Origin of the sequence: Janthinobacterium aestuarii (assembly GCF_046113285.1) — a bacterium.
Lineage (GTDB): Bacteria > Pseudomonadota > Gammaproteobacteria > Burkholderiales > Burkholderiaceae_D > Janthinobacterium.
On the sequence record NZ_CP142524.1, the window covers coordinates 2,817,941 to 2,840,298 of the forward strand.

Annotated in this window: 21 protein-coding genes; 12 read left to right on the forward strand and 9 right to left on the reverse strand. The window is 66.7% G+C overall.

Annotated features, from left to right (window positions below):
- Positions 1 to 31: 31 nt before the first annotated feature.
- Complete coding sequence (locus OX462_RS12635) at positions 32 to 1,225, reverse strand: phytanoyl-CoA dioxygenase family protein (protein WP_409028575.1); 1,194 nt, start codon at positions 1,223 to 1,225, stop codon at positions 32 to 34.
- A 104-nt stretch (positions 1,226 to 1,329) separates the two neighbouring features.
- On the opposite strand from OX462_RS12635, the gene OX462_RS12640 reads away from it, so the two are divergent.
- From OX462_RS12640 to OX462_RS12685, 10 genes are all read left to right on the forward strand, one after another.
- Complete coding sequence (locus OX462_RS12640; protein WP_409028576.1) at positions 1,330 to 2,370, forward strand: LacI family DNA-binding transcriptional regulator; 1,041 nt, start codon at positions 1,330 to 1,332, stop codon at positions 2,368 to 2,370.
- Positions 2,371 to 2,435: 65 nt separating this feature from the next.
- Entirely contained in the window at positions 2,436 to 4,253 is a 1,818-nt protein-coding gene (locus OX462_RS12645) for a DUF885 domain-containing protein (protein ID WP_409028577.1), read from the forward strand.
- A 66-nt stretch (positions 4,254 to 4,319) separates the two neighbouring features.
- Positions 4,320 to 5,297, forward strand: a complete 978-nt coding sequence (locus OX462_RS12650) for a DMT family transporter (protein ID WP_409028578.1) — start codon at positions 4,320 to 4,322, stop codon at positions 5,295 to 5,297.
- Between the two features lie 86 nt (positions 5,298 to 5,383).
- Positions 5,384 to 5,839 (forward strand): homoprotocatechuate degradation operon regulator HpaR, encoded by a 456-nt coding sequence (gene hpaR / locus OX462_RS12655; RefSeq protein ID WP_230492117.1) that lies wholly within the window; start codon positions 5,384 to 5,386, stop codon positions 5,837 to 5,839.
- Positions 5,840 to 6,164: 325 nt separating this feature from the next.
- Positions 6,165 to 7,331, forward strand: a complete 1,167-nt coding sequence (locus OX462_RS12660) for a porin (RefSeq protein WP_409028579.1) — start codon at positions 6,165 to 6,167, stop codon at positions 7,329 to 7,331.
- A gap of 28 nt (positions 7,332 to 7,359) precedes the next feature.
- Positions 7,360 to 7,884, forward strand: a complete 525-nt coding sequence (locus tag OX462_RS12665) for a sugar dehydrogenase complex small subunit (RefSeq protein WP_227741979.1) — start codon at positions 7,360 to 7,362, stop codon at positions 7,882 to 7,884.
- A 9-nt stretch (positions 7,885 to 7,893) separates the two neighbouring features.
- Positions 7,894 to 9,504, forward strand: a complete 1,611-nt coding sequence (locus tag OX462_RS12670; protein ID WP_409028580.1) for a GMC family oxidoreductase — start codon at positions 7,894 to 7,896, stop codon at positions 9,502 to 9,504.
- Positions 9,501 to 10,910, forward strand: coding sequence for a c-type cytochrome (locus tag OX462_RS12675; protein ID WP_409028581.1), 1,410 nt, complete (start codon positions 9,501 to 9,503; stop codon positions 10,908 to 10,910). The genes OX462_RS12670 and OX462_RS12675 overlap by 4 nt, the downstream gene beginning before the upstream one ends.
- 117 nt (positions 10,911 to 11,027) lie before the next feature.
- On the forward strand, positions 11,028 to 11,480 hold the full coding sequence (locus tag OX462_RS12680) for an Rrf2 family transcriptional regulator (protein WP_409028582.1): 453 nt from the start codon (positions 11,028 to 11,030) through the stop codon (positions 11,478 to 11,480).
- Positions 11,467 to 12,435 (forward strand): NAD(P)/FAD-dependent oxidoreductase, encoded by a 969-nt coding sequence (locus tag OX462_RS12685; RefSeq protein ID WP_409028583.1) that lies wholly within the window; start codon positions 11,467 to 11,469, stop codon positions 12,433 to 12,435. Before OX462_RS12680 ends, OX462_RS12685 begins: the two co-directional genes overlap by 14 nt.
- Here the strand turns inward: OX462_RS12685 and OX462_RS12690 are convergent.
- The gene (locus tag OX462_RS12690) at positions 12,363 to 13,124 is read right to left on the reverse strand and encodes an SDR family oxidoreductase (protein ID WP_409028584.1); all 762 of its coding nucleotides are present in this window, start codon (positions 13,122 to 13,124) and stop codon (positions 12,363 to 12,365) included. The genes OX462_RS12685 and OX462_RS12690 overlap by 73 nt on opposite strands.
- Positions 13,125 to 13,247: 123 nt before the next feature.
- On the opposite strand from OX462_RS12690, the gene OX462_RS12695 reads away from it, so the two are divergent.
- Positions 13,248 to 14,171: a LysR family transcriptional regulator gene (locus OX462_RS12695; protein ID WP_409028585.1), complete on the forward strand. Its 924-nt coding sequence runs from the start codon at positions 13,248 to 13,250 to the stop codon at positions 14,169 to 14,171.
- Between the two features lie 16 nt (positions 14,172 to 14,187).
- Complete coding sequence (locus tag OX462_RS12700; protein ID WP_409028586.1) at positions 14,188 to 14,940, forward strand: DUF4303 domain-containing protein; 753 nt, start codon at positions 14,188 to 14,190, stop codon at positions 14,938 to 14,940.
- Between the two features lie 3 nt (positions 14,941 to 14,943).
- On the opposite strand, the gene OX462_RS12705 is transcribed toward OX462_RS12700, so the two are convergent.
- The 7 genes from OX462_RS12705 to OX462_RS12735 form a co-directional block, all read right to left on the reverse strand.
- Complete coding sequence (locus OX462_RS12705; protein ID WP_409028587.1) at positions 14,944 to 16,065, reverse strand: metallophosphoesterase; 1,122 nt, start codon at positions 16,063 to 16,065, stop codon at positions 14,944 to 14,946.
- Positions 16,066 to 16,183: 118 nt separating this feature from the next.
- Positions 16,184 to 17,701, reverse strand: coding sequence for an ATP-binding response regulator (locus tag OX462_RS12710; RefSeq protein ID WP_409028588.1), 1,518 nt, complete (start codon positions 17,699 to 17,701; stop codon positions 16,184 to 16,186).
- Positions 17,688 to 19,511 carry an ATP-binding protein gene (locus tag OX462_RS12715; protein ID WP_409028589.1) on the reverse strand — a complete coding sequence of 608 codons (1,824 nt, stop codon included), beginning with the start codon at positions 19,509 to 19,511 and terminating at the stop codon, positions 17,688 to 17,690. The genes OX462_RS12710 and OX462_RS12715 overlap by 14 nt, the downstream gene beginning before the upstream one ends.
- Complete coding sequence (locus tag OX462_RS12720) at positions 19,508 to 20,593, reverse strand: ATP-binding SpoIIE family protein phosphatase (protein WP_240453641.1); 1,086 nt, start codon at positions 20,591 to 20,593, stop codon at positions 19,508 to 19,510. Before OX462_RS12720 ends, OX462_RS12715 begins: the two co-directional genes overlap by 4 nt.
- On the reverse strand, positions 20,590 to 21,027 hold the full coding sequence (locus tag OX462_RS12725; protein WP_070291456.1) for an ATP-binding protein: 438 nt from the start codon (positions 21,025 to 21,027) through the stop codon (positions 20,590 to 20,592). Before OX462_RS12725 ends, OX462_RS12720 begins: the two co-directional genes overlap by 4 nt.
- Before the next feature lie 10 nt (positions 21,028 to 21,037).
- Positions 21,038 to 21,400: an STAS domain-containing protein gene (locus OX462_RS12730; protein WP_034785745.1), complete on the reverse strand. Its 363-nt coding sequence runs from the start codon at positions 21,398 to 21,400 to the stop codon at positions 21,038 to 21,040.
- A 7-nt stretch (positions 21,401 to 21,407) separates the two neighbouring features.
- Entirely contained in the window at positions 21,408 to 22,286 is an 879-nt protein-coding gene (locus OX462_RS12735) for an STAS domain-containing protein (RefSeq protein WP_070291455.1), read from the reverse strand.
- Between the last annotated feature and the right edge of the window lie 72 nt (positions 22,287 to 22,358).

A 22,358-nucleotide genomic window follows, 5' to 3' on the forward strand; every position in this document is an offset into this window, starting at 1 on the left:
CGGGTACTCCGTTCGTGTCGCGGTGAGGGATTCAGGCTTGCCGGCGCCAGGCATGGCTGTCCAGCGCGTCGAGGAAGCGCGCAGCGGGCCAGTCCTGCGCCAGCGCTTCGTGCATCAGCTGCTGCTGCGTGGGCGGCGCCATGCCGGCGATGGGCTGGTCGCGGTCGAGGTTGCTGGGGAATGCATAGCCTTCGGCGCAGGCGGCCACCGCGTGGCGCACGCCGTCGTCATCGAGGGTGCCCCGGGAGCGCAGCGCCTGCAGGGCCGGATACAGGGCGGCGCTCATGGCGCGGCGGTCCAGCGCTTCCATGGCGCGCCCGAACGGCGACGACACTTGCAGCAGGTTGGCCATGCGGCGGATGTCGGACGAGCGGTTATGCCCGGCCGCGTGGAACAGGGCGGGGTTGAAGAACACGGCGTCGCCTTTGGACAGGGGCAGCTGCACGCAATGCTGCGCAAAGTAGTCGCGGAACGGCCGCTGCTGCCAGGCGAGAAAACCGGCGCGGTAGCGCTGCGACCCGGGCAGGTACAGGGTGGGGCCCGATGCCAGCGGCATGTCGCAGTGGGCGACGGCGCCCTGCAAGGTCAAGAGGGCCGACATCTGGTGCACGGGCGCGGGGTAGGCGGCGCAGCTGGCGGCGCTCTGGAAGCCCAGGTGATAGTCGCGGTGCGGCGCCTGGGCCGCTCCGCCCGGGTTGACGACGTTCACTTGCGCCGTCATCTGGTAGGCGGGCCCGAGCCAGGCCTCGGCGATCCACGCGAAAACGGGGTTGGCGTAATAGCGCGCGAACGCTTCCGGCGCGCGCAGACACAGTTTTTGCTGGGCGTTCCAGATGCGGTCATTCGCGCCAGCCTTGGCGAAATGGTCGCCGGCCGCCTGGCCGCTCGCATGCTGCTCGGCGATCAGCGCGCGAAACACGCCGCTTACCTGTTCCAGCGTGTCCATGTCGGCGACGGCGCGTTGCAGCACGATGACGCCAGGACCATCCATCAGCGCCCGGCCCCATTCGGCCTGCAGCGCGCGCAGCGACACCGCACTGGCGGCCAGCGCGCGCACCCGGTCGCAGTCGTAGACGAGAATGTTTTCTTTCACCGCAGCGGCTTGGGGATAGTCGGCCAGCGCCGTGCATAGGCTGACGGTGGCGATGAAATCCTGCAGGTCGCAGTTTTCTGATGCTAGCCAGAAGGGGCTGGGCGGCGCTGCGGTGGCGTCTGTGGTGGGCATGCGGTGTCTCCGTTGTTTAAGTTGTAGAATCAGTATAGGGATGAAAATCCGCATTTTTCATCAAAAAATCCATCAAAAAACCATCAATCTGAATTGGATATGGCATGACGCATCCGTTCCCCGTCAAGGTCGTGGCGCTGCAGGCCGGCGTCAGCGTGGCCACGGTCGACCGCGTGATCAAGCAGCGCGGGGGCGTGCACGCCAATACTGTGCGCCGCGTGATGCAGGCGCTCGATGAACTGGCGCGGCAAAGCACGCAGGTGGGCCTGTCTGGCAGAAAATTCATGCTCGATGTGCTGATGGTGGCGCCGCGCCGCTTCACGGACGCCGTGCGGGCCGCGCTGGAGGCCGAATTGCCGTCGCTGCATCCGGCCGTGCTGCGTTCGCGCTTTCACCTGCATGAAACGCTGGACGTGGACGGCATCGTCGACCTGCTGGAGCGCATCCGCAAGAACGGCAGCCACGGCGTGCTGCTGAAAGCACCGGACTTGCCAGCGGTGGCGGAAGCGGTGAACCGGCTGGCGGCGGCCGGCATTCCCGTGGTGACCCTGGTGACGGACTTGCCAGGCTCCGCGCGCCGCAGCTACGTGGGCATGGATAACCGCGCGGCGGGCGAGACGGCCGCCTGCCTGGTCGGCCAGTGGCTGGGCAGCAGGAAAAAACAGCAGGTGCTGGTGACCCTGAGCAGCAACCGTTTTCATGGTGAGGAAGAGCGCGAGATCGGCTTTCGCCGCGCGCTGCGCGAACGGCACCGCCATTTATCCATCGTCGAAGTGAGCGAGGGCCACGGCATCGACGGCGCCACGGGGGCGCTGGTGCGTCTAGCCCTGGCAGATCATCCGGCCATCGCCGCCGTGTATTCGATCGGCGGCGGCAATGCCGCCATCGTGCAGGCCTTTGCGCGAGCGGGCCGGCCCTGCCAGGTCTTCATCGGCCACGACCTCGATGCGGACAACGTGGCGCTGCTCAAGTCGGACGCCATCCAGGCCGTGCTGCACCACGACCTGGGCCAGGACATGCGCCGCGCCTGCCAGGAAATCCTGCGGGCACAGGGTGCACTGCCGGCCCTGGCGCAATCGCCGTCACTGTCCACCATCCAGATCGTCACGCCGTGGAACCTGCCCGTCCTGAACGGGGTGAATTGACAGGCCTGCGAGGCTGGCCGATACTCGCCGCTTCGCTCATCGCTCACCTTTGAAGGAATCCCCCGATGTCCGTCACTCCGCAATTGTGCAAGACCGTGCTCGCCGCCGCGCTTGCAGCCGCGCTGGCCATGCCCGCCATGGCGGCCGACCCCGTCGTTTCCGCAGCTGCTTCCGCGTCGTCCGCCTGGGTCGAGGCCAGCAACCGCAACGCGGCCATCGTGCTGGCGGCGCAGGCGCAGTTCTCGCCCGAAGACGCGTCCGACAGGGGCCTGGCCCAGTACGACGGCCTGGCCGCCGACCTGGGGCCGGACATCACCGGGCGCCAGGTCGCGGCCATGCGGAAGGCGCGCGCGCAGTTGCAGCAGAAGCTGGAACTGGAACGCGACGAACGCATACGCCAGGACCTGGAAATTCTGATCGGCGCCGTCGACCAGGAAATCGCCGGCACCGAGCTGGAAGCCAGATACACCTTGCCGTGGGTCGATGTGCCGCAAATGGTCTTTGGCAGCATGCAAAGCCTGCTGCAGGAGCAGCGCCCGGCCGCGCGCCGCGCCAAGGCGCTTGAGCGCCTGCGGCGCTATGTGGGCCAGTTCCCGGGCAGCACGCCGATCACGCAGCAGGCGAAGGCGCGCTTCACGGAGAAAATCGGCACGCCTGACCTGGCCGGTCCCGTGCGCCTGCAGGTGGCGCAGTCGCTGGAAAACGTGCCCACGTATATCGCCGGCATCCGCAAGCTGTTCGCCGACATGAAGATCGCGGGCGCCGAACCCGCGCTGGCCGCCATGGAGCAGCAGCTGAACGACTATGCGGCATGGGAAAAGCAGGTGGTGCTGCCATTGGCGCGCACGGATTTCCGCATGGCGCCCGAGCTGTACGCGTTTCGCCTGAAGCAGGTGGGCATCGACATCGAGCCGCGCGCGCTGGTGGAACGGGCGCAGGTGGCCTACCTGGAAACGCGCGCCGCCATGCAGGCGCTGGCGCCCGTGGTGGCGGCCAGGCTGGCCTTGAAGGGCGTCGACGGTAGCGACTACCGCCAGGTGCTGCGCGCGCTGAAGAGCGATTCGATCCCCAACGCGCAGCTCGAAGCGCACTACAAGGGCGTCAATACCCAGCTCGAGGAACGCATCGCCCGGCAGCGCGTGGTCGATATCCCTGCGCGCGCCATGACCATGCGCCTGGCGTCAAGCGCCGAATCGGCGGCCCAGCCGGCGCCGCATATGCGTCCGCCTCCGCTGATCGGCAATACGGGAGAGCACGGCCAGTTCGTCCTGCCCGTCAGCAATCCGGCCGCCAGCGGCAAGGGCGAAGCGTATGACGATTTCAACTTCGCGGGCGCGGCCTGGACCCTGAGCGCGCACGAGGGCCGTCCCGGCCACGAACTGCAGTTCAGCGCCATGGTGGAGCGGGGCGTGTCGCAGGCGCGCAGCCTGTATGCGTTCAACAGCGTCAACGTGGAAGGCTGGGCGCTGTACGCGGAAGCGGAGATGATCCCGTACGAGCCGGCCGAGGGCCAGTTCATCGCGCTGCAGTTCCGCATGCTGCGCGCGGCGCGCGCCATGCTCGACCCGATGCTGAACCTGGGACAAGTCACGCGCGAAGAGGCGGGGCGCATCCTGACGGATGAAGTGATGCTGTCGAAACCGATGGCGCGCCAGGAGCTGGACCGCTACACCTTCAACATGCCGGGCCAGGCGGGCAGTTATTTCTATGGCTATACGCGCATCCTGCAGCTGCGCGCGGAAACGGAGCTGGCGCTGGGAGACCGATTCGACCGCCTGGCCTTCAACAACTTCCTGCTGGGACAGGGCTTGCTGCCGCCGGACTTGCTGGCCAAGGCCGTGCGCGAACACTTCATCCCCGGGCAGAGAAAAGCGAAGGGCTGACGGCGGGCGACTCCGCACCGCATACCCTATACTGGCGTCCTTGAATAATGACGTGAGCGTGGCTGCATGTGGCGTGGGATCGTATCTGGTTTGCTGGCCGTCGCCTTCTGGGGCGCCGTTTTCATTGTGCCCGTCTTGCTGCCGGACTTTTCTCCGGCCGAGCTGATGGTGGGCCGCTACCTCTGTTACGGCGCGCTGGCGGCCGGCCTGATGCTGCCGCGCCTCTTGCCCCTGCTGCGCCGGCTGCGGCGCGGCGACTGGCTGGCCATGCTGCGCCAGGCGCTGGCGGGCAATGTCGTGTATTACCTGCTGCTGGCGTATGGCGTCAAGCTGGCCGGCGTGGCGCCCACGTCGCTGATCATCGGTTTGCTGCCCCTGAGCGTGACGCTGTTCGGCCACAAGGACCACGGCGCGCCGCCCTTGCGCCGCCTGGCCTTGCCGCTGCTGCTGGTGGCCGCAGGCATTGCCTGCATCAATGTCGATATCTTCAGCCATGCAAGCGGCGCGGGTGCGGACGGCGCCAGCCTGGCGCACAAGCTGGCGGGCGTGCTGTGCGCCATCGGCGCGCTCGCGTGCTGGACCTGGTATGCGCTCGACAATGCCCGTTTCCTCAAGCGCCATGCGCATGTCAGCGCCGCCGAGTGGTCCATGCTGTATGGCCTGGCCAGCGGCGTCATCGCGCTGGTCGTGGGCGCCGTGATGCTGGCGCTGCAGCCGGCGGGCGGCGCCGATGGCGCTCCGGCGCGCGACTGGCCCCGCTTCTGGTTTGTGTGCCTGCTGCTGGCGCTGGGCGCTTCCGTGATCGGCAACTACCTGTGGAACCTGGCGTCGCGCCGGGTGCCCGTCACCCTGTCGGGCCAGCTGATCCTGTCAGAGACCCTGTTCGCGCTGCTGTACGGCTTCGTCTACGCGCAGCGCATGCCGCGCCCGCTGGAGTGGGCGGCCGTGCTCCTGCTGACGGCGGGCGTGCTGTGGTCCGTGCAGCGGCATGCGCACGAGGAGGCAGAGGGGCGGGGAGAAGGGCGTGGGGCAGGGCGGACGTAGCGAAAAATACATCGTTGTCAGTCCGCCGTTTGCCCTGGGCCGGCCGTATAATGACGCTCATTTGCCGGTCACCCAGGGAGTTCCGCTTGCAGCTACCGATCCGTTATCCGAACATGCCGCAACTGCTGCTGAAGGCGCGCGACAGCCTGCTTCAGCATTTCCGCCCCATCCTCAATCACTTCGGCGTGACGGAGCAGCAGTGGCGCATCATGCGCGCGCTGAACGAAAGCCCCACCCTGGAGCCGCGCGAACTGTGCGAGATCTGCCAGATTTCCAGCCCCAGCATGAGCGGCATCCTGGCGCGCATGGAAGAAATCGGCCTGATCGGGCGCAGCAAGTTCGAAGGCGACCAGCGCCGCCGCAAGGTGCACCTGTCGGAAGCGGGCGCCAGCCTGCTGCTGCAGATGGGTAAGCTGATCGACCTGCAATATGCCCACTTGGAAGCGGCCTACGGCAAGCAGGTGTTCGAAGACATGCGCCGCGCGCTGGAAGCCTTCATTGCCCTCGAAACCCTGCCGGTGGCGCCCGCCATCCTGCGCTGAACCCCAAACTTTTCCTTGCCTGAGCATCCATCGGGCGCGTGTTTTTCGACACGCGCCGCCGCTGCTTTTGTCATGCCCGTTCCACGCATTGCCGCACCTTGCCGGGCGTGCGCCTGCGCGCCTTCTGGTTTTGCTATAAGACTAATCAATGTTTTGCTATAAGACTATGCTCTACAGTCAATCACTTATATGTGAGTAAATAAGCGTATAATTTGCCGCACTTGATCCAGATCAAGAAGAACAGCGGATGCCCCATTGTTGATGGGGCGGCAACGGGGCGCCACGCCCGTATTTCGCCAGATAAAACAGGAAAGTCAGGAAAAAAATGAACCATACATGCATGCGCGCTGCGGCGCTGGCCGTTTCCACGCTCATCGGCGCAAACGTTTGCGCCCAAAGCAATGTCACCATCTATGGCGTGGTCGACGCGGCCACCGCGTACGCGAGCAACCAGGGCGGCAAGTCGAACACCTACATGCGCAGCGGTAACTTGTCCGCCAGCAAGATCGGTTTCCAGGGCGTGGAAGACCTGGGCGGCGACCTGAAGGCGCTGTTCCTGCTGGAAAACGGCTTTGAAAGCGATACGGGTGCGCAAAGTTCGGCCAGCGCCCTGTTCAACCGCCAGGCTTACGTGGGCCTGCAATCGCACGCCTACGGCAGCCTGACGGCCGGGCGCCAGTACACGCCGTACTACCTGCTCGTGGGTTCCCTGGCGTCGAGCAACGTCTTGACGGGCGCCACCGGCGCCCACCCGGGCGATATCGACGGCCTCGATACGACCGTGCGCATCAGCAATTCCGTCACCTACAGCATGCCAGCGTGGCGCGGCTTGCAGGCCAGCGCGCAATACGGCTTCGGCGAAGCGGCCGAGGGCAATGCCGTGGGCAGCAGCTTCAGCGCCGCCGTCAAGTACAGCACCTCGCCGGCGGAATTTGCGCTCGGCTACCTGAAACTGAAGAATGGCGAGAACGGCACCGGCTGGAGCGACAAGGCCTCGGCCAGCTTCGGCATCTCCGCCATCAACCAGGGCTACGCCTCGGCCGACAGCATCGAATTCATCGCCGCCAGCGCCCGCTACACCATGGGCAAGTGGATGGTGGGCGCCAACGCCAGCAACGTGCAATACCAGGCGGGCAGCCATTCCACGTTCCGCGACACGGCCATCTTCAACACGGCCGGCCTGATCGCCAGCTACCAGTGGACGCCGCAGTGGTTCCTGTCCGCAGGCTACAGCGACACCTACGCCAGCCGCGCCAACGGCGTGTCGGACCGCGCGCGCTACCGCCAGCTGTCGTTCGAACAGAATTACGCGCTGTCCAAGCGCACGGCGATCTACCTGATCGAAGCGCGCCAGCTGGCGCGCGGCCAGACCCTGGGCCAGAACGGCGCCATCGTCGACGCCGTCGCCTCGGTCGGCGATTCGCAAAACGGCACGCCGTCGTCGAACGGCGGCCAGACGGTGGTGATGGTCGGTCTCAAGCATTCTTTCTGAACGGTTGCTGAACTCACGGGAGCTTCAATTGGACGCTATACACAACAAGGAGGGCCGCGGCCCCCTGAATCCCGGCCGCCGCATGGTGCTGGCCGGCTTGCTGTCGGCTTCGGCCGCGGCGCTGATTCCCTGGGCGCTGGCCGAGCCGGTCGCCAGTGCGGAGCAGGGCGCCTTCCTGGGCGTGTCGGCCATGCTGGTCGGGCGCCAGGTGCTCGATCCCGTGCTGGCCCGGCGCCTGTATGACGCGTTGGTGGCGCAGGACGCCGCCTTCCCCGCGAATGTGCGCGCGCTGCTGGCCCTGATCAATGCGCAGGGCTTGCAGGCGGCCGGCCTGCAGGAAGCGCTCGATGCGCTCGACCCGGCACAGTCGCCGCTGGCGGCCCTGCCGCGCCAGATCGCCAGCGCCTGGTACCTGGGCATCATCGGCACGGGCGAGGCGGCCGTCTGCGTCGCCTACGAGCAGGCGCTGAACGCGGCCGTCGTGGCCGACGTCCTCAAGCCTCCCACGTATTCCTACGGCGCCTACGGTAGCTGGGCCAGAAAACCAATTTAAGGAGCCATCATGGCTGAAGCACTCTCCGCCGATTACCTCGTGATCGGCTCCGGCATCATCGGTTCGCTGGCCGCGCGCAAACTGGCGCTGGCCGGCGCCTCGGTGCTGATCCTCGAAGCGGGCCCGCGCGTGTCGCGCGGCGAAATCGTCGCCCGTTTCCGCAACACGACGCGCCGCAGCGACTGGATGTCGCCGTATCCATCGGTGGCCACGGCGCCGCACCCGATCTACCAGCCGAAGGATAACGGCTACCTGGTGCAGGCGGGCCCGTATCCGTACCCGGCCGAATACATCCGCCAGTTTGGCGGCACCTCGTGGCACTGGGCCGCGCAGGCCTGGCGCAACGTGCCGAACGATTTCCGCATCCACACCTTGTACGGCGTGGGCGTCGACTGGCCCATCAGCTACGAAGACCTGGAGCCGTTCTACCAGGAAGCGGAAGAGATCATGGGCGTCTCGGGTGCGGAGAATACGGGTTCGCCGCGCAAGCAGCCATTCCCGATGGATGCCGTGACGGAGCCGTACGCCATGCGCCGCATCCGCGAACGCCTCGACCCGTCGTTCAAGGTGGTGGGCAATACGGTGGCGCGCAACAGCGTCAGCTACGATGGCCGCCCGGCCTGCTGCGGCAACAACAGCTGCCAGCCGATCTGCCCCATCGACGCGCAATACCACGGCGGCATCGCCGCGCAGCAGGCGGAAGACGCGGGCGTCAGAATCGTGTGCAACGCCAACGTCTACAAGCTGGAACACGACGCGCAGGGCCGCATCACGGCTGCCCTGTACTACGACGTGGATAAAAAAAGTCACCGGGTCACGGCCAGGACCTTCATTCTGGCCGCCAACGGCATCGAAAGCCCCCGTTTGCTGCTCGTTTCCGCCACGGACAAGTACCCGAACGGCCTGGCCAACAGCAGCGACATGGTGGGCCGCAACCTGATGGACCACCCGAGCACCTCGATCACCTTCGACGCCGATGAAGACCTGTGGCTGGGCCGGGGCCCGCAAAGTCCCAATTCCATCAATACCATGCGCGATGGCGACTTTCGCAGCGAACACTCGCCGTACCGCCTCGATTTCACGAACATTTCGCGCGTCGATGGCGCGACCAGGGAGTTGATCGGCAAGGGCGTGTTTGGCGCGGAATTCGAACAGCAGCTGCGTTTCCGCTCGGCGCGCGAAATGAGCCTGAAAAACGTGCTGGAAGTGCTGCCGAACCCGGAAAACCGCATCGCCCTCAGCAGCGAGAAGGATGCCATGGGCATCCCCAAGCCGCAGGCGCATTATGCGATCGACGAGTACACGAAACGGGGCCACGAACGCTCTAAGCAGGATTTCGAGCAGATCGCCAAACTGATGGGCGGCACCAATCTGCGCCACAGCAAGGAAGGCGTGTTCGCCAACAACCAGCACATCTGCGGCACCCTGTCGATGGGTTCCGATCCGGCCAAGGCCGTGTGCGACCAGTGGGGCCGCACCTTCGACCATGCCAACCTGTTCTTGTGCAGCACCGGCGTGCTGCCCACGTCCGGCACCTGCAATTCGACGGAAAACGGCCTGGCCGTGGCACTGCGCACCGTCAAGCATATCCTCGACGAACAACAGGGAGGAACAGCATGATGGCGACCTTCAGAATGGCGGCCGGCGCCGCCTTGCTGGCACTGGCCTTGCCCGTGCTGGCGGCGAACGCCCCTGGCGCCGACGTGCAGGCCATCGAACGTGGCCGCTACCTGGCGACGGCGGGCGACTGCATCGCCTGCCACAGCGTCCCGGGCGGCAAGCCGATGGCGGGCGGCCTGGCCCTGGCCACGCCGCTGGGGGCCATTGTCGCCACCAACATCACGCCGTCGACAACGCACGGCATCGGCAACTACACGCTCAAGCAGTTTTCCGACGCCGTGCGCCATGGCGTGCGGGCCGACGGCGCGCACTTGTACCCGGCCATGCCCTACACGGCCTACGCCAGGGTGACGGATGACGACACGGCCGCCCTGTACGCCTACTTCATGCATGGCGTGGCGGCGGTGGACACGGCGCCAGCGCAAAAGACGGACTTGCCGTTCCCGTTCAACATCCGCCTGTCGATGGCGGGCTGGAATTGGCTCTTCCTCGACAAGAAGCCGTTCGTGGCCGATGCGGCCAAGAGCATGGAGTGGAACCGCGGCGCCTACCTGGCGCAAGGGCTGGCCCACTGCAGCACGTGCCACACGCCGCGCAACGCGCTGATGGCCGAGCAGCTGTCGAAGGAGCTGGGGGGCTTTGATCTGGGTACCTGGTTTGCGCCGAACATCACCTCGGACGCCAACAGCGGCATCGGCAGCTGGAGCCAGCAAGACCTGGTCGACTACCTGCGCACGGGCCGCGCCGCGCACCGGGGGCAGGCTGCCGGACCGATGGCCGAAGCCATCGACCATAGCCTGAAGCACCTGAGCGACGCGGACCTGAGCGCCATCGCGCACTACATCAAGAGCGTACCCGCCATCCGCGACAAGGCGGATACGAAACCGGTGACGCAATGGGGCCAGGCGGGCGATGAGCTCAATGCGATCCGCGGCGTGCCGCTGCCGCAAAACCTGAACAGGATGTCGGGTGCGCAGCTGTACGATGCGCAGTGCGCCAGCTGCCACCAGGCGAGGGGCGAGGGCAGTTTCGACGGCAGCTTGCCGCCCTTGTTCCACAACTCGGTGACGGGCCGCAGCAACAGCAACAACCTGGTGATGGCGATCCTCGATGGGGTGGAGCGGCAGGATGGCAAGGGTAATCATACTGCGGGACACCGGATGCCCGCCTTCCGCCAGACCCTGTCGGACGAGCAGATCGTCACCCTCGGCAATTACGTGCAGAAGATGTACGGCAATCCTGACGTGAAGGTGACGGCGGAGCAGGTGACGACCCTGCGCAACGGCGGTCCTGCCTCGAACCTGATCGGCCTGGCCCGCGCCGCCATCATCGTCGCCGTGCTGGTGCTGCTGGCCTTGCTGCTGTGGTGGCGGGGACGGCGTCGCAAGGAAACATCCGCAGCTTAAAAAATCACCCTGAAGCAAAGGCTGGGGTCAGACCCGACAGGGCCTGACCCCTTTTTCTTGCGCAGGTTTTTTGCAACTCGTTTGCATATGCGAAATTTATGTACTATCATGAGTTACATGAGACGCGACAGCAAACTATCATCGATTCTCCATGTGCTGCTGCACATGGCCCACGCGGGACGCCCGATGACGTCCGAGGAACTCGCCGGCTGCCTGGACACCAACCCCGTGCTGGTGCGGCGCGTGATGGCCGGCTTGCGCGAACGCGGCTACGTGGCCTCGGTCAAGGGGCATGGCGGCGGCTGGCGTATCGTCTGCGATCTGCACCGCGTCACCTTGCCAGACATCTACGTGGCCGTCGGCTCGCCCACCATCTTCGCCATGGGCAACCGCGTCGACCAGCCGGGCTGCCTGGTGGAGCAGGTGGTCAACCAGTCGCTGGCCGGCGCCTTCGACGAAGCCGAGGCGCTGCTGATCCGGCGCTTCGGCGCCGTCACCCTGGCCGACCTGGCCGACCGTTTCAGCCAACAATATGCCATCCACCGAGGAGCACCCCATGCACATCTTTGACGCCATCATCGTCGGCGGCAGCTACGCCGGCCTGTCCGCCGCCACGCAACTGGCGCGCGCCCGCCGCCGCGTGCTGGTGATCGACGGCGGCCAGCGCCGCAACCGCTACGCCAGCCATTCCCACGGTTTCCTGACCCAGGACGGCAGCGGGACGGCCGCCATCGCCGCCGAGGGCAAGGCGCAGCTGCTGGCGTATGCCACCGTGTCCTGGCTGGACGGCACGGCCGTGCAGGCGGCGGCCAGCCGCGATGGCGATGGCTTCGACGTGATCCTGGCGGACGGCAATGTCGTTCACGGCCGCCGCCTGGTGCTGGCCACCGGCGTGATCGACGAGCTGCCGCCCGTCGATGGTTTGTCCGAGCGCTGGGGCACCAGCGTCTTTCACTGCCCCTATTGCCACGGTTATGAACTGGAGCAGGGCGCCATCGGCGTGCTGGCCACCGGGCCACTGTCGATGCACCATGCGCTGATGCTGCCCGACTGGGGCACGGTCACTTTTTTCCTGAATGGCGCGTTCGAGCCCGATGCGGCGCAGCTGGCGCAACTGGGCGCGCGCGGCGTGACGGTGCTGCGCACGCCCGTGGCGCGGATCGACGGCGTGGCCGACGTGGTCATGGCCGACGGCAGCCGCCATGCGATGGCCGGCCTGTTCGTGGCCACCCGCACCCGCCTGGCCAGTGCCCTGGCTGTGACGCTGGGCTGCGCGCTGGAAGAGGGCGCCATGGGTCCGTTCGTGCGCACCGACGAGCAAAAGGCCAGCAGCGTGCCCGGCGTCTTTTGCTGCGGTGACGCGGGCCGCATGGCCGGCAGCGTGGCGTTCGCGGTGGCCGACGGCGCCATGGCGGGCGTGGCGGCACACCGTTCGCTGATGTTCGGGCTGGATCAGGCGGCAAAACCCCCGTCGATCTTCAGCCCGGCGCCCGTGACGAACGCCGCTTCGTCGCTGGCCAGGTAAGCCACCATGCCGGCGATTTCATCGGCCGTGCCGTGGCGGGGCAGGGCCATCAGGCCGTGCATCAGGTCGGCGAAGTCGCCCGTGGGCGGGTTCATGTCGGTGGCGACGGGACCCGGTTCCACGTTGTTGATGGTGATGCCGTGCGGTCCCAGGTCGCGCGACAGGCCTTGCGTCAGGCCGCTCAGCGCCGATTTGCTCATGGCGTAGGCGGCCGCGCCACCGAACGGCATGCGGTGCGCATTCGTGCTGCCGATATTGATGATGCGCCCGCCCGTCTGCATGTGCGCCACGGCCGCCTTGATGGCCACGAACACGGCGCGCACGTTGACGGCAATCGTCTTGTCGAAGTCCGCCAGCGAAAAGTCATCGATGGCGCCGGGCAGGAACACGCCCGCGTTATTGACGAGGATATCGATACGCCCAAATTGCGCCGCCACCTGGTCGATGGCCGCCGTCAGGGTTGCGGCGTCGGCCGCATCGGCTTGCACGCCCAGCGCCTTGCCGCCGGCCGCTTCCACCTTGGCGGCCAGCGCCTGCGCTTCGGCGGCCGAGCTTTGATAGGTGAAGACGACATGGGCGCCCTGGCTGGCCAGGCGGCGCACGATGGCCGCGCCGATGCCGCGCGAGCCGCCCGTCACAAAGGCGATCTTGTTCAGCAGTGACTGGGTATGGTTGCTTTGGGTTTGCATGATGGGCTTTCTGTGTGAGGAGTCGAGGAATTCAGTATCTAGGTTTCATTCCTGGCGCGCTAGCCATGAATCGCTACAATCACTTTCAACTAAAACGATCAAGTGAGCGGGTAGAATAGGCGCATGGATGCCCTCAATCACTTGCAATCGTTTGTGCTGTCTGCCGAACTGGGCAGTTTTTCGGCGGCCGCGCGCCGCCTGGGGCTGACGCCGGCGGCCGTCAGCAAGAACGTGGCGCGGCTGGAAGCGAGCCTGGGACTGCGCCTGTTCCAGCGCAGCACGCGCCGCCTGACCCTGACGGAAGGGGGCGAACGCTTCCTGCAGCAGATAGCCGGCGCCCTGTCCACCTTGCGCGAGGCGATCGCCGGCGTGGCCGAAGAGGGCGGCCAGCCGGCCGGCATCCTGAAAATCAGCATGGCGCCGTCGTTCGGGCGCAGCTACGTGGTGCCCTTGCTGGGCGACTTCATTGCGCGCTACCCGGGCGTCATTCCCGACTGCCATTTCGACAACCGGCAAGTGGACTTGATCGGCGAGGGCTTTGACGTGGCCATCGGCGGCGGCATCGAGCTGACGCCCGGCGTGGTGGCCCGTGAACTGGGCCACGCCCACGTCGTCGCCACGGCGTCGCCCGCCTTCATGCGGGGGAAAAGCATGCCCGCCCATCCTTCGGACCTGGCGCAATTCGACGGCGTGGCGCGCCGCTCGGCCGGCAGCGGCAGATTGCGCAGCTGGATATTGCGCGATGGAGCGGGCGGCGAAGGCGTGGCCGAATGCCGGCCGCGCGCCATCTTCGACGATCCGGAAGCGATGGCGCAGGCGGCCATCCAGGGTGTCGGCGTGGCGCTGCTGCCCATGCCGCACGCGCTGGCCCATTTGCGCAGCGGCGCGTTGATCCGCCTGCTGCCCGGCTGGCATGCCGATTCCGGCCCCCTGTCCGTGTACTATGCGAGCAAGAAGCTGCTGCCCGCGAAGACGCGCGTCTTCGTCGATTTTTTGCTGGAGCAGTTCCGCCAGCGCGATTTCGCCGCGCAGATGCGGCCCGATTAAACAAAGAAAAATTCTCATGCCTGATAACTACAGTCTGTTTTACACCTTTGACGGCGATCAGCCGGCCCGCTTCCAGGAAGCGCGCGTATTTGGCACGACCGTCTGGACGGCCGCCGGCGCGGCCATGACCTGGGGTGCGGAGACGCGCAAGGACTACGCCAGCGAAGCCGAGGCGCAGGCCGCGTACGCCACCTGTTGCCAGGCGGCGCTGGCCGATGGCTACAGCTTGGCGCGGGCGAGCGTCATCGATCCTGCCGTCTTCGATTTCGCGCTGCTGCAAACCCTGGTGGCGCAGGCCGCGCGCCTGGCTTTCGACTGCGTGCGCCGTGCGCATCCGGATCAGCACATCGACGCTTTCGCGCTGGTCAGCGACGACAGCGCCATGACCATCGGCCCCATGGCGAACAGCCGCGAAGCGCTGGCCGCCTCGGAATACGGCGAAGAGATGCTGTGGAACCCGGCCGAATGGGCGTTTGACGACGGCGGCGCCTACTTCGACAGCGCCTACCGTTTGCTGCTGCAGGCGCACCGTGGCTTGCCGTTCGACGTCGCATTCGCCACCTTCCGCACCGGCGTGTTCGACGCCTGCATCGCGGCGCTGGCGCAGCTTGACGCCGAAGGGGTATTCGGCACGGGCGCGCAGCGCGATGAAAATCTGCTGCTGTTCGAGGTCAGCGACAGCGAGCCGGTGGAAGGCGCGCTGGCGCATTTGAATCCGCCAGCCGTGGCGGCGCGTTACGAGGCATGGATGGCCAGCTGGGCCGACTAGGTTCTACGCCGCCACCAGCCGCAACAGCGTAATCTCCGCCGGCGCGCCGATGCGCTTCGGCGGGCCCCAGTAGCCCGTGCCGCGGCTGACATAAATCCACAGGCGGCCTTGCCGGTGCAGGCCCGCCACGTAAGGCTGCTGCAGCGGCACGAACAGATTCCATGGCCAGAACTGGCCCCCGTGGGTGTGGCCCGACAATTGCAGGTCGTAGCCGGCCGCTTCCGCCTCGGGCGCGCTGCGCGGCTGGTGCGCCAGCAGGATGCGGGGGATATCGGCCGGTGCGCCGGCGATGGCGCCCTGCGGGTCGCTGCGTTGATCCGGATCGAAGGCACCGGCATTGAAATCGGTGACGCCGGCCAGCGCCAGGCGCGCGCCGTCGTGCTCGAGCACCGTGTGCTCGTTCATCAGCACGCGCAAGCCCAGGCGGCGAAATTCCGCCACCCACGGCGCGGCGCCCGAATAGTATTCGTGGTTGCCCGTGACGAGAAAGACGCCGTGGCGCGCCCGAAGCTCGCCCAGCGGCGCCGTATGGCTGGCCAGTTGCGCCACCGTGCCGTCGACCACGTCGCCCGTGATGGCGATGAAGTCCGCTTGCAGGCCGTTGGCGCGCGCGACGATGGCGTCCACATAGGCGCGCTTGATGGTGGCGCCTACGTGGATGTCGCTCAGCTGCACGATGCTAAAACCTTGCAGGGCGGCCGGCAAGCCGGTAATCGGCACCGAGACTTCGCGCACGCGCGCCACACGGCGGGCGTTGATGAAACCGACGACGGTGGCCAGCAGCGCCAGGGCTAGCGCCGCCACGGCGGACGCCTGGGCATGCGGGCGGGTGGCGGGGATCAGCATCAGCAGTTCGCGCAGCACGGTGAGCACGAACAGCGAGGAAAAAAAGCCCATGCACAGCGAGCCGGCCCAGCTCAAACGGTCGGCCAGGCGCGCATCGTTGGTGACGGCGCGGGCGAAGATGGTCATCGGCATCAGCATGGTCGAGGCCAGCAAGACGGCGCCGCCCAGCAGCCAGCCGGCCAGGCCGACGGGCAGCGCGGGCAGCAGCAGCCAGCCCAGCAGGGCGTGCAGGGCGCCCAGTATCATGGTGATGCGCAGCAGCGGCGTGCGGCTTTTCATGTGATCGTTCCAATGGTGGGGTGCCCGGCGCGGCGGATGCGATGCGGCGCCATCGCCGGCCGCCGATTATAGCCGACGCTTCGGCAACCGGCAGCCGTCCCCCCCGCTCATGCTGCGCTCATGGCGTGATATGCAGCCCCAGCATGGCCAGCTTGCCGAAATCGACAGGCTTGGCGAAGTGCTCGTTGAACCCGGCCTGCAGGGCCGCCTGGCGGTCGTGTTCCTGGCCGTAGCCGGTCAGCGCCACGAGCTGGAATTGCTGCGGTATCGGCAGCTGGCGCAATTTGCCGGCCACGTCGTAGCCGCTCATGTCGGGCAGGCCGATGTCGAGAAAGACGATGTCGGGCTTGAATTCCAGGGTGCGCTCGGTCGCTTGCGCGCCCGTGTAGGCCGTGCGCACCGTGTGGCCGTACATTTCCAGCAGTTCGGCCAGGGTGTCGGCCGCATCGCTGTTGTCGTCGACCACGAGGATGCGCTGGCTGCCGCCGCTGGCCGCTTCGGGCGCCGGCGCGGCGGCCGGCACGGGCACGTTGGCGTCGAGGGGCAGGATGACCTCGAAGGTGCTGCCCAGTCCCACGCCGGGGCTGTGCACGCTGACCTGGCCGCCGTGCAAGGTCACCAGGTTGCGCACCAGCGACAGGCCGATGCCCAGGCCGTCCTGCACCCGGTCGGGCGAATGGCCGCTCTGCTCGAACAGGCCGAAGATGCTGTCGATGCTGGCGGCGGCGATGCCGATGCCGTTGTCGCTCAGGCGGATGCGCACATTGTCGCCTTCGCGCGCGGCGGAAATGGCGATGCGTCCGCCCGGCGCCGTGAACTTGGCCGCGTTGAGCAGCAGGTTGGCGACGATCTGCGACAGGCGCACGGCGTCGCCGCAGACCCACAGTTCTTCCTTGGGCAGATGCACGTCGAGCGCATGGCCGCGCGCCTCGATGCTGTGCGAACTCGTTTCCAGCGCGCTGCGGATGACGCTGAGCAGGCTCACGCTTTCCCATTGCAGCGAGATCTTGCCCTGCGAAATGCGCGACACGTCGAGCAGGTCGTCCACCAGGCGCACCAGGTGGTCCGTGTGGCGGCCGATGGTGCGGCGCGCATTGTCCTGCACGGCCGGCACGACGGGGTCGAGCTTGCACAACAGGGCCAGCGCCGTGCGGATGGGGCCCAGCGGATTGCGCAATTCGTGGGCCAGGGTGGCCAGGAATTCATCCTTGCGGCGGTCCACGTCGCGCAGCGCGCGCTCGACCCGGCCCAGCCTCAGCAGCGCCTTGACGTTGGCGATCAGTTCATCGGCCTCGATCGGCTCGACCAGGTAATTGTCGGCGCCGCCATCGAGGGCGCGGATCTTGTCGGCCGTGCCGATGCACGAGGCCGACGTCTGCAGCACCAGAATGGTGTTCGTCTCGGCACCGCCCTTCAGTTGGCGGCACACTTCCAGGCCGTTGATGTCGGGCAGCTTGACGTCGAGCAGGATCAGGTTAGGGCGGTCCTGGCGGGCGCGCAGCAGCGCGTCGCCCCCGTTCGAGGCTTCGATGACCTTGAAGCCGGCGCGTTTGAGGATGCGCGATTTGGCGTAGCGTGCGCCATCGCTGTCATCGACGTTCAGGATCAGAGCATCGCTGTTGTTATCCGGTAGCATGCGCATTGTCCCAGGTGGTTGTGCCTTGCGGCGGAACCGGCTCTTGCCGGTGATGTTGGTTGCCGATCAGCGCGCGCAGGGTCGCCAGCAATTGCTGGCGCGACAGCGGCTTGACGTAATAGGCGTCGGCGCCCAGGGCCAGGCCCTTGCGCACGTCGTCGATCTCGGTGGCGACGATGACGGGCACCTGGCGCCGCAGCGGGTCGTTTTTCAGCTCGGCCAGCCAGTGCCAGGCCGTTTCGCCGTGCAGCAGGATGTCGAGGATGACGGCGGCGGGTCGCTGCTGTTCCCAGCGTTCCTGCGCCTCGCGCACGCTGCGTGCGGGGACGACGCGAAATTCGCTGCCGGCCAAGAATTTTTCATACAGCAGGCGCACGGGCGGATTGTCTTCCACCACCAGCACGCCGATGCGCTGGTCGTTGCCGTTGTCGTTGGCCGGCGCGCTCGGCGGCAGGCTGCCTTCGGGCGCATGGTAGCTGGTGGGCAGGACCACGGAAAACAGCGAACCGTGGCCCGGCGTGCTGTCCACGGACACCGTGCCATTGAGCAGGGTGGCCAGGTTGCGGCACAGGGGCAGGCCCAGGCCCGTGCCCTTGACCTTGCGCTGCATGTGGTTTTCCACCTGGCTGAATTCCTCGAAGATCAGCTGCACGTCTTCGGCATCGATGCCCAGGCCCGTGTCGGAGACGGAAAAGCGGATGGCGTCCTGCTCCGGCAAGGGCGTGGCGCTGACGACGATGGCACCCGCCTCCGTGAACTTGAGCGCGTTGGAGATGAAGTTGCGCAGGATTTGCGACAGCTTGCCTTCATCCGTATGGATCTGCAGCGCCGGGTCGGGGTCGATGAAGGTGAGCGTGAGCGTATCGGACACCAGCAGCGGGCGCAGCATGCCGCGCAGGGCGCTGAACAGGTCGGCCACCTGGAAGCTGTTGGCGTGCACGTCGACCTTGCCCGCCTCGATCTTGGCCAGGTCCAGCAAGTCGTTCACCAGGTCGCTCAGGCTGACGGCGCTTTGCAGGATGAACAGCACCTGCTTTTCCTGTTCCTCCGACAGTTCGCCGTCGATGCGGTCGAGCAGCAGCTTGGACAGGGCGCGGATGGAGCTGAGCGGCGTGCGGAATTCATGGCTCATGTTCGACAGGAAGCGCGACTTCATCTGGTCGGCGCGGCGCAGGTGGTCGGCTTTTTCATCGAGTTCCGCGAACAGCGCCACCACGCCCCGGTTGGTGTCTTCCAGTTCGCGCGTCAGTTGCAGCAAATCGTCCTGGCGCGTCTTCAGTTCGGCCAGGGTGCTCAGCAGTTCGCGGTTCTGCTGCTGCACCTCGGACAGCGTGATATCCGACGGCAGCGCCTGCAGGCTGCCGGACAGCGTGCCGATGCTTTGCCCGTCGAGCAGGGGCGCGTCGCGCGGGAACAGCTTGTGCAGCGTGATTTGCGTGCCGTCGCCGGGCGCGCTGTGGATATGGCAGCGGTCCATCAGGCGCTGCGCGCCCAGGATGCCCAGGCCCATGCCCGTGGGCGAGCGGTAGGTGCCGGCCAGTATCCGGTCGAGTTGCGCGATGCCGGGACCCTGGTCCTCGATGCGGATGCTGAGCACCTGCGGCGCCGTCTGGCCATCGATGGCGAAATGCACCTTGCCGCTGCCCGCGTAGTTGTAGACGTTGCGCGCCAGTTCCGACACGGCCGTGGCGATGCGCACCTGATCCTGCACGCCGAAGCCGCACAGGGCGGCGATCTGTCGCGCGCGCTGGCGCGCCCCCACCACATCGAGTTCGCTGCCGATATGGGCCGTCAATATGCGTTGCGTCATGCCCCACCTGTCCTTTCTGCCGTTACAGCCTGATGTTCCTCATGTTCGCGCAGCACCACCACCGTAACGTCGTCGCGCCCGCGCGAAAAATCGCGGTACAGCACGGCGGCGATCAGGCTGGGGTGGCATTGCGCCAGGCCCGGATACTGTTCCAGGTCCCAGCGCGTGTGCAAGCCGTCCGAGTGCATGATCAGGGTGGTGCCCAGCTGCCACGGATAGCAGAATTCCTGCACCTTGCGCAGATTGCTGCCGACGATGCCGTTATGCGACAGCAGATGCCGGCGCTGCTGCGCGTCGAAGGCGCAGGCGGCGATGTTGCCCACGCCGGCATAGCGCAATTCGCGGCGCGCGCTGTCGATATGCGCCACCGCCATGGCCGCGCCGCGCGTGGTGCGCAGCGCGCCGTGGGCCAGTTCGATGAAGGGGGCGGGCAGGGGCGGCAGGCCGGGCGTGTCGTGTTCCAGCAGGGCGCTGGCGCGTTCCGACGCGCGCGCCGCCAGCGGGCCGTGGCCCAGGCCATCGGCCACCATCAGGCTCAGTTCATGGCCTTCGCACACGACGTTCCACGCGTCGCCGCACACTTGTTCCGAGGCCAGCGGCAGGCACACGGCGCCGATGCGCCAGTTCGGATGGGCGGGAATGGCGCTGCTGGCGTTGGGTCCCCATACCACCATCATCAGTACCGTGCCCTTGCCGGGTCCCGTGTACAGGTCGAATTCCTGGCTCAGGCGGCGTATCGCGCCCAGTCCCACGCCGTAGGTGCCCGTGGTGGAATGGCCATCCTGCATGTGCTGGCGCACATTGGCCATGCCGGGGCCGTTGTCGATGGCCAGCACTTCGATGCCGCTGGTGCCGCCGCGCAGCACCTTGCGCAGCAGGATCTCGCCGCGCTGCGCGTGCTTGACGATATTGGTGGCCGCCTCGCTGATGATGATGGCCAGCTGGCCCGTGCGCACGTCGTCGAAGCCGATGCGGCGCGCCAGCTCGTTGCCGGCGCGGCGGGCCGCGGCGATCTCGCTCGGTTCGCCGATGGGAAAACTTCTTTGCCTGAGAATGTCAGGCTGTGGTTCCTGGTGGTTCAAAACAGCTTCCATTTCGCGATGGTGACGGTGGTGCCCGCGCCGGGCGCCGTGTCGATGTGAAATGCGTCGGCCAGGCGCTTGGCGCCGCCCAGCCCCAGTCCCAGCCCGCCGCCGCTGGTATAGCCATCGGTCAGCGCCAGGGGAATATCGTCAATGCCCGGTCCCGCGTCGACGAAGCGCAGTTCCAGGCCCTGGCGCGCGCCATCGCTGACGCGCGCGATGCGCGCCTCGCCGCCGCCGCCGTAGCGCAGGGTGTTGCGCGCCAGTTCGCTGGCCGCCGTGATGATCTTGGTCTGTTCGATCAGGCCAAAACCCATGGCGACCATGCTGTCGCGCACCTGCTTGCGCAAGCGCACGACGTCTTCGTCGTTATGCAGGGGCAGGATCTGTTGCGCCCCCGGCTGCGCCCGCTCCTGTGCCTGCGCGCCTAGCATGGCGCCCCCGTCATGCGCATGCGCCGCCCCGTTCCAGCAGCTTGATGCCCAGCTCCACGTTGAGCGCCGTGCTCACGCCTTCCAGGGTCAGCCCCAGTTCCACCAGGGTGATGGCGACGGCCGGCTGCATGCCGACGACGACGGTGCGCGCGTCGAGGATTTTCGCCATCGCCGCCGTGTTGCTGATCATGCGGCCGATAAAGGAGTCGACGATGTCGAGCGCGGAAATGTCGATCAGCACGCCCGTGGCGCGGTCCGTCACGATGCGGGTGGTCAGGTCGTCCTGCAGGGTCATCGCCAGGCGGTCGTGCATGTCCACCTGTATCGTCACCAGCAACAGCCGGCCCATGCGTAAAATGGGGATTCTTTCCATAGGCGCCTCAGTGTTGTTGCTGCTGGTAGGTGATGCTGGAACCCGTGCGTTTCAGGGCCACGACGAAGGCGTCGGCCAGGGTGGCCTTGGTCATCACGTCTTCCAGGTTGACGCCCAGGTGCACGATGGTTTGCGCGATCTGCGGGCGGATGCCGCTGATGATGCAGTCGGCGCCCATCAGGCGCGCGGCGGCGATGGTCTTCAGCAGGTGCTGCGCCACCAGGGTGTCGACGGTGGGCACGCCCGTGATGTCGATGATGGCGATCAGGGCGCCCGTATCGACGATCTTTTGCAGCAGGCTTTCCATTACCACCTGCGTGCGGGCGCTGTCGAGGGTGCCGATCAGGGGCAGGGCCAGCACGTTTTGCCACAGCTGCACCACGGGCGTGGACAACTCCAGCAATTCCTGCTGCTGGCGCAATATCACCTGTTCGCGCGCCTTCTGGTAGACGGCGATGGTCAGCAGGCCCAGCTCGTCGAACAATTTGCTGGTGCTGACGATGGCGTCGCCCAGCTGCTCCGGCTGCGCCGTGATTGCCTTGCGCAGGTAGGCGAACAGCGGTTCCTTGAGGGCGAACATGAAGCTGGCCGTGTCGATCGGCGAATAGCCCTGGCGTACGCGCGACTGCGATATTTCGGCCAGCAGCTGGCGCGTGTCGTCCCAGGCGCCGCCCTCGATGTCGAACGAGTCGCCGCTATCCAGCGCGCCCGCCAGCAGCGGCAGGAATTGCGATGCCTGCTGGCGCAGTTCGTTTTCGGCGATCTTGTCGCGCCGCACCAGGCGGGCGATCAGGCCGGCCATCCAGCCGTCCAGCAGTTCCGTGTGGTGTTCGTTGATGATGCCGGCCAGTTGTTGCGCCTGGCCCATGCCCGTCTTGATGTTCATGCTGATCCTTCGCTGAGTGGAGGGTGCGGCACGGCCGCAAACGGGCACGCGCTGTGATGAATAAATTATAGG

Coding starts and splice junctions, on each gene's coding strand:
- OX462_RS12695 (WP_409028585.1), top strand. CDS start 13,248: ATGGATGCCCTCAATCACTTGCAATCGTTTGTGCTGTCTGCCGAACTG.
- OX462_RS12675 (WP_409028581.1), top strand. CDS start 9,501: ATGATGGCGACCTTCAGAATGGCGGCCGGCGCCGCCTTGCTGGCACTG.
- OX462_RS12690 (WP_409028584.1), bottom strand. CDS start 13,124: ATGCAAACCCAAAGCAACCATACCCAGTCACTGCTGAACAAGATCGCC.
- OX462_RS12735 (WP_070291455.1), bottom strand. CDS start 22,286: ATGAACATCAAGACGGGCATGGGCCAGGCGCAACAACTGGCCGGCATC.
- OX462_RS12640 (WP_409028576.1), top strand. CDS start 1,330: ATGACGCATCCGTTCCCCGTCAAGGTCGTGGCGCTGCAGGCCGGCGTC.
- OX462_RS12685 (WP_409028583.1), top strand. CDS start 11,467: ATGCACATCTTTGACGCCATCATCGTCGGCGGCAGCTACGCCGGCCTG.
- OX462_RS12725 (WP_070291456.1), bottom strand. CDS start 21,027: ATGCTAGGCGCGCAGGCACAGGAGCGGGCGCAGCCGGGGGCGCAACAG.
- OX462_RS12700 (WP_409028586.1), top strand. CDS start 14,188: ATGCCTGATAACTACAGTCTGTTTTACACCTTTGACGGCGATCAGCCG.
- OX462_RS12650 (WP_409028578.1), top strand. CDS start 4,320: ATGTGGCGTGGGATCGTATCTGGTTTGCTGGCCGTCGCCTTCTGGGGC.
- OX462_RS12645 (WP_409028577.1), top strand. CDS start 2,436: ATGTCCGTCACTCCGCAATTGTGCAAGACCGTGCTCGCCGCCGCGCTT.
- OX462_RS12670 (WP_409028580.1), top strand. CDS start 7,894: ATGGCTGAAGCACTCTCCGCCGATTACCTCGTGATCGGCTCCGGCATC.
- OX462_RS12635 (WP_409028575.1), bottom strand. CDS start 1,225: ATGCCCACCACAGACGCCACCGCAGCGCCGCCCAGCCCCTTCTGGCTA.
- OX462_RS12705 (WP_409028587.1), bottom strand. CDS start 16,065: ATGAAAAGCCGCACGCCGCTGCTGCGCATCACCATGATACTGGGCGCC.
- OX462_RS12680 (WP_409028582.1), top strand. CDS start 11,028: ATGAGACGCGACAGCAAACTATCATCGATTCTCCATGTGCTGCTGCAC.
- OX462_RS12730 (WP_034785745.1), bottom strand. CDS start 21,400: ATGGAAAGAATCCCCATTTTACGCATGGGCCGGCTGTTGCTGGTGACG.
- OX462_RS12710 (WP_409028588.1), bottom strand. CDS start 17,701: ATGCTACCGGATAACAACAGCGATGCTCTGATCCTGAACGTCGATGAC.
- OX462_RS12660 (WP_409028579.1), top strand. CDS start 6,165: ATGAACCATACATGCATGCGCGCTGCGGCGCTGGCCGTTTCCACGCTC.
- OX462_RS12715 (WP_409028589.1), bottom strand. CDS start 19,511: ATGACGCAACGCATATTGACGGCCCATATCGGCAGCGAACTCGATGTG.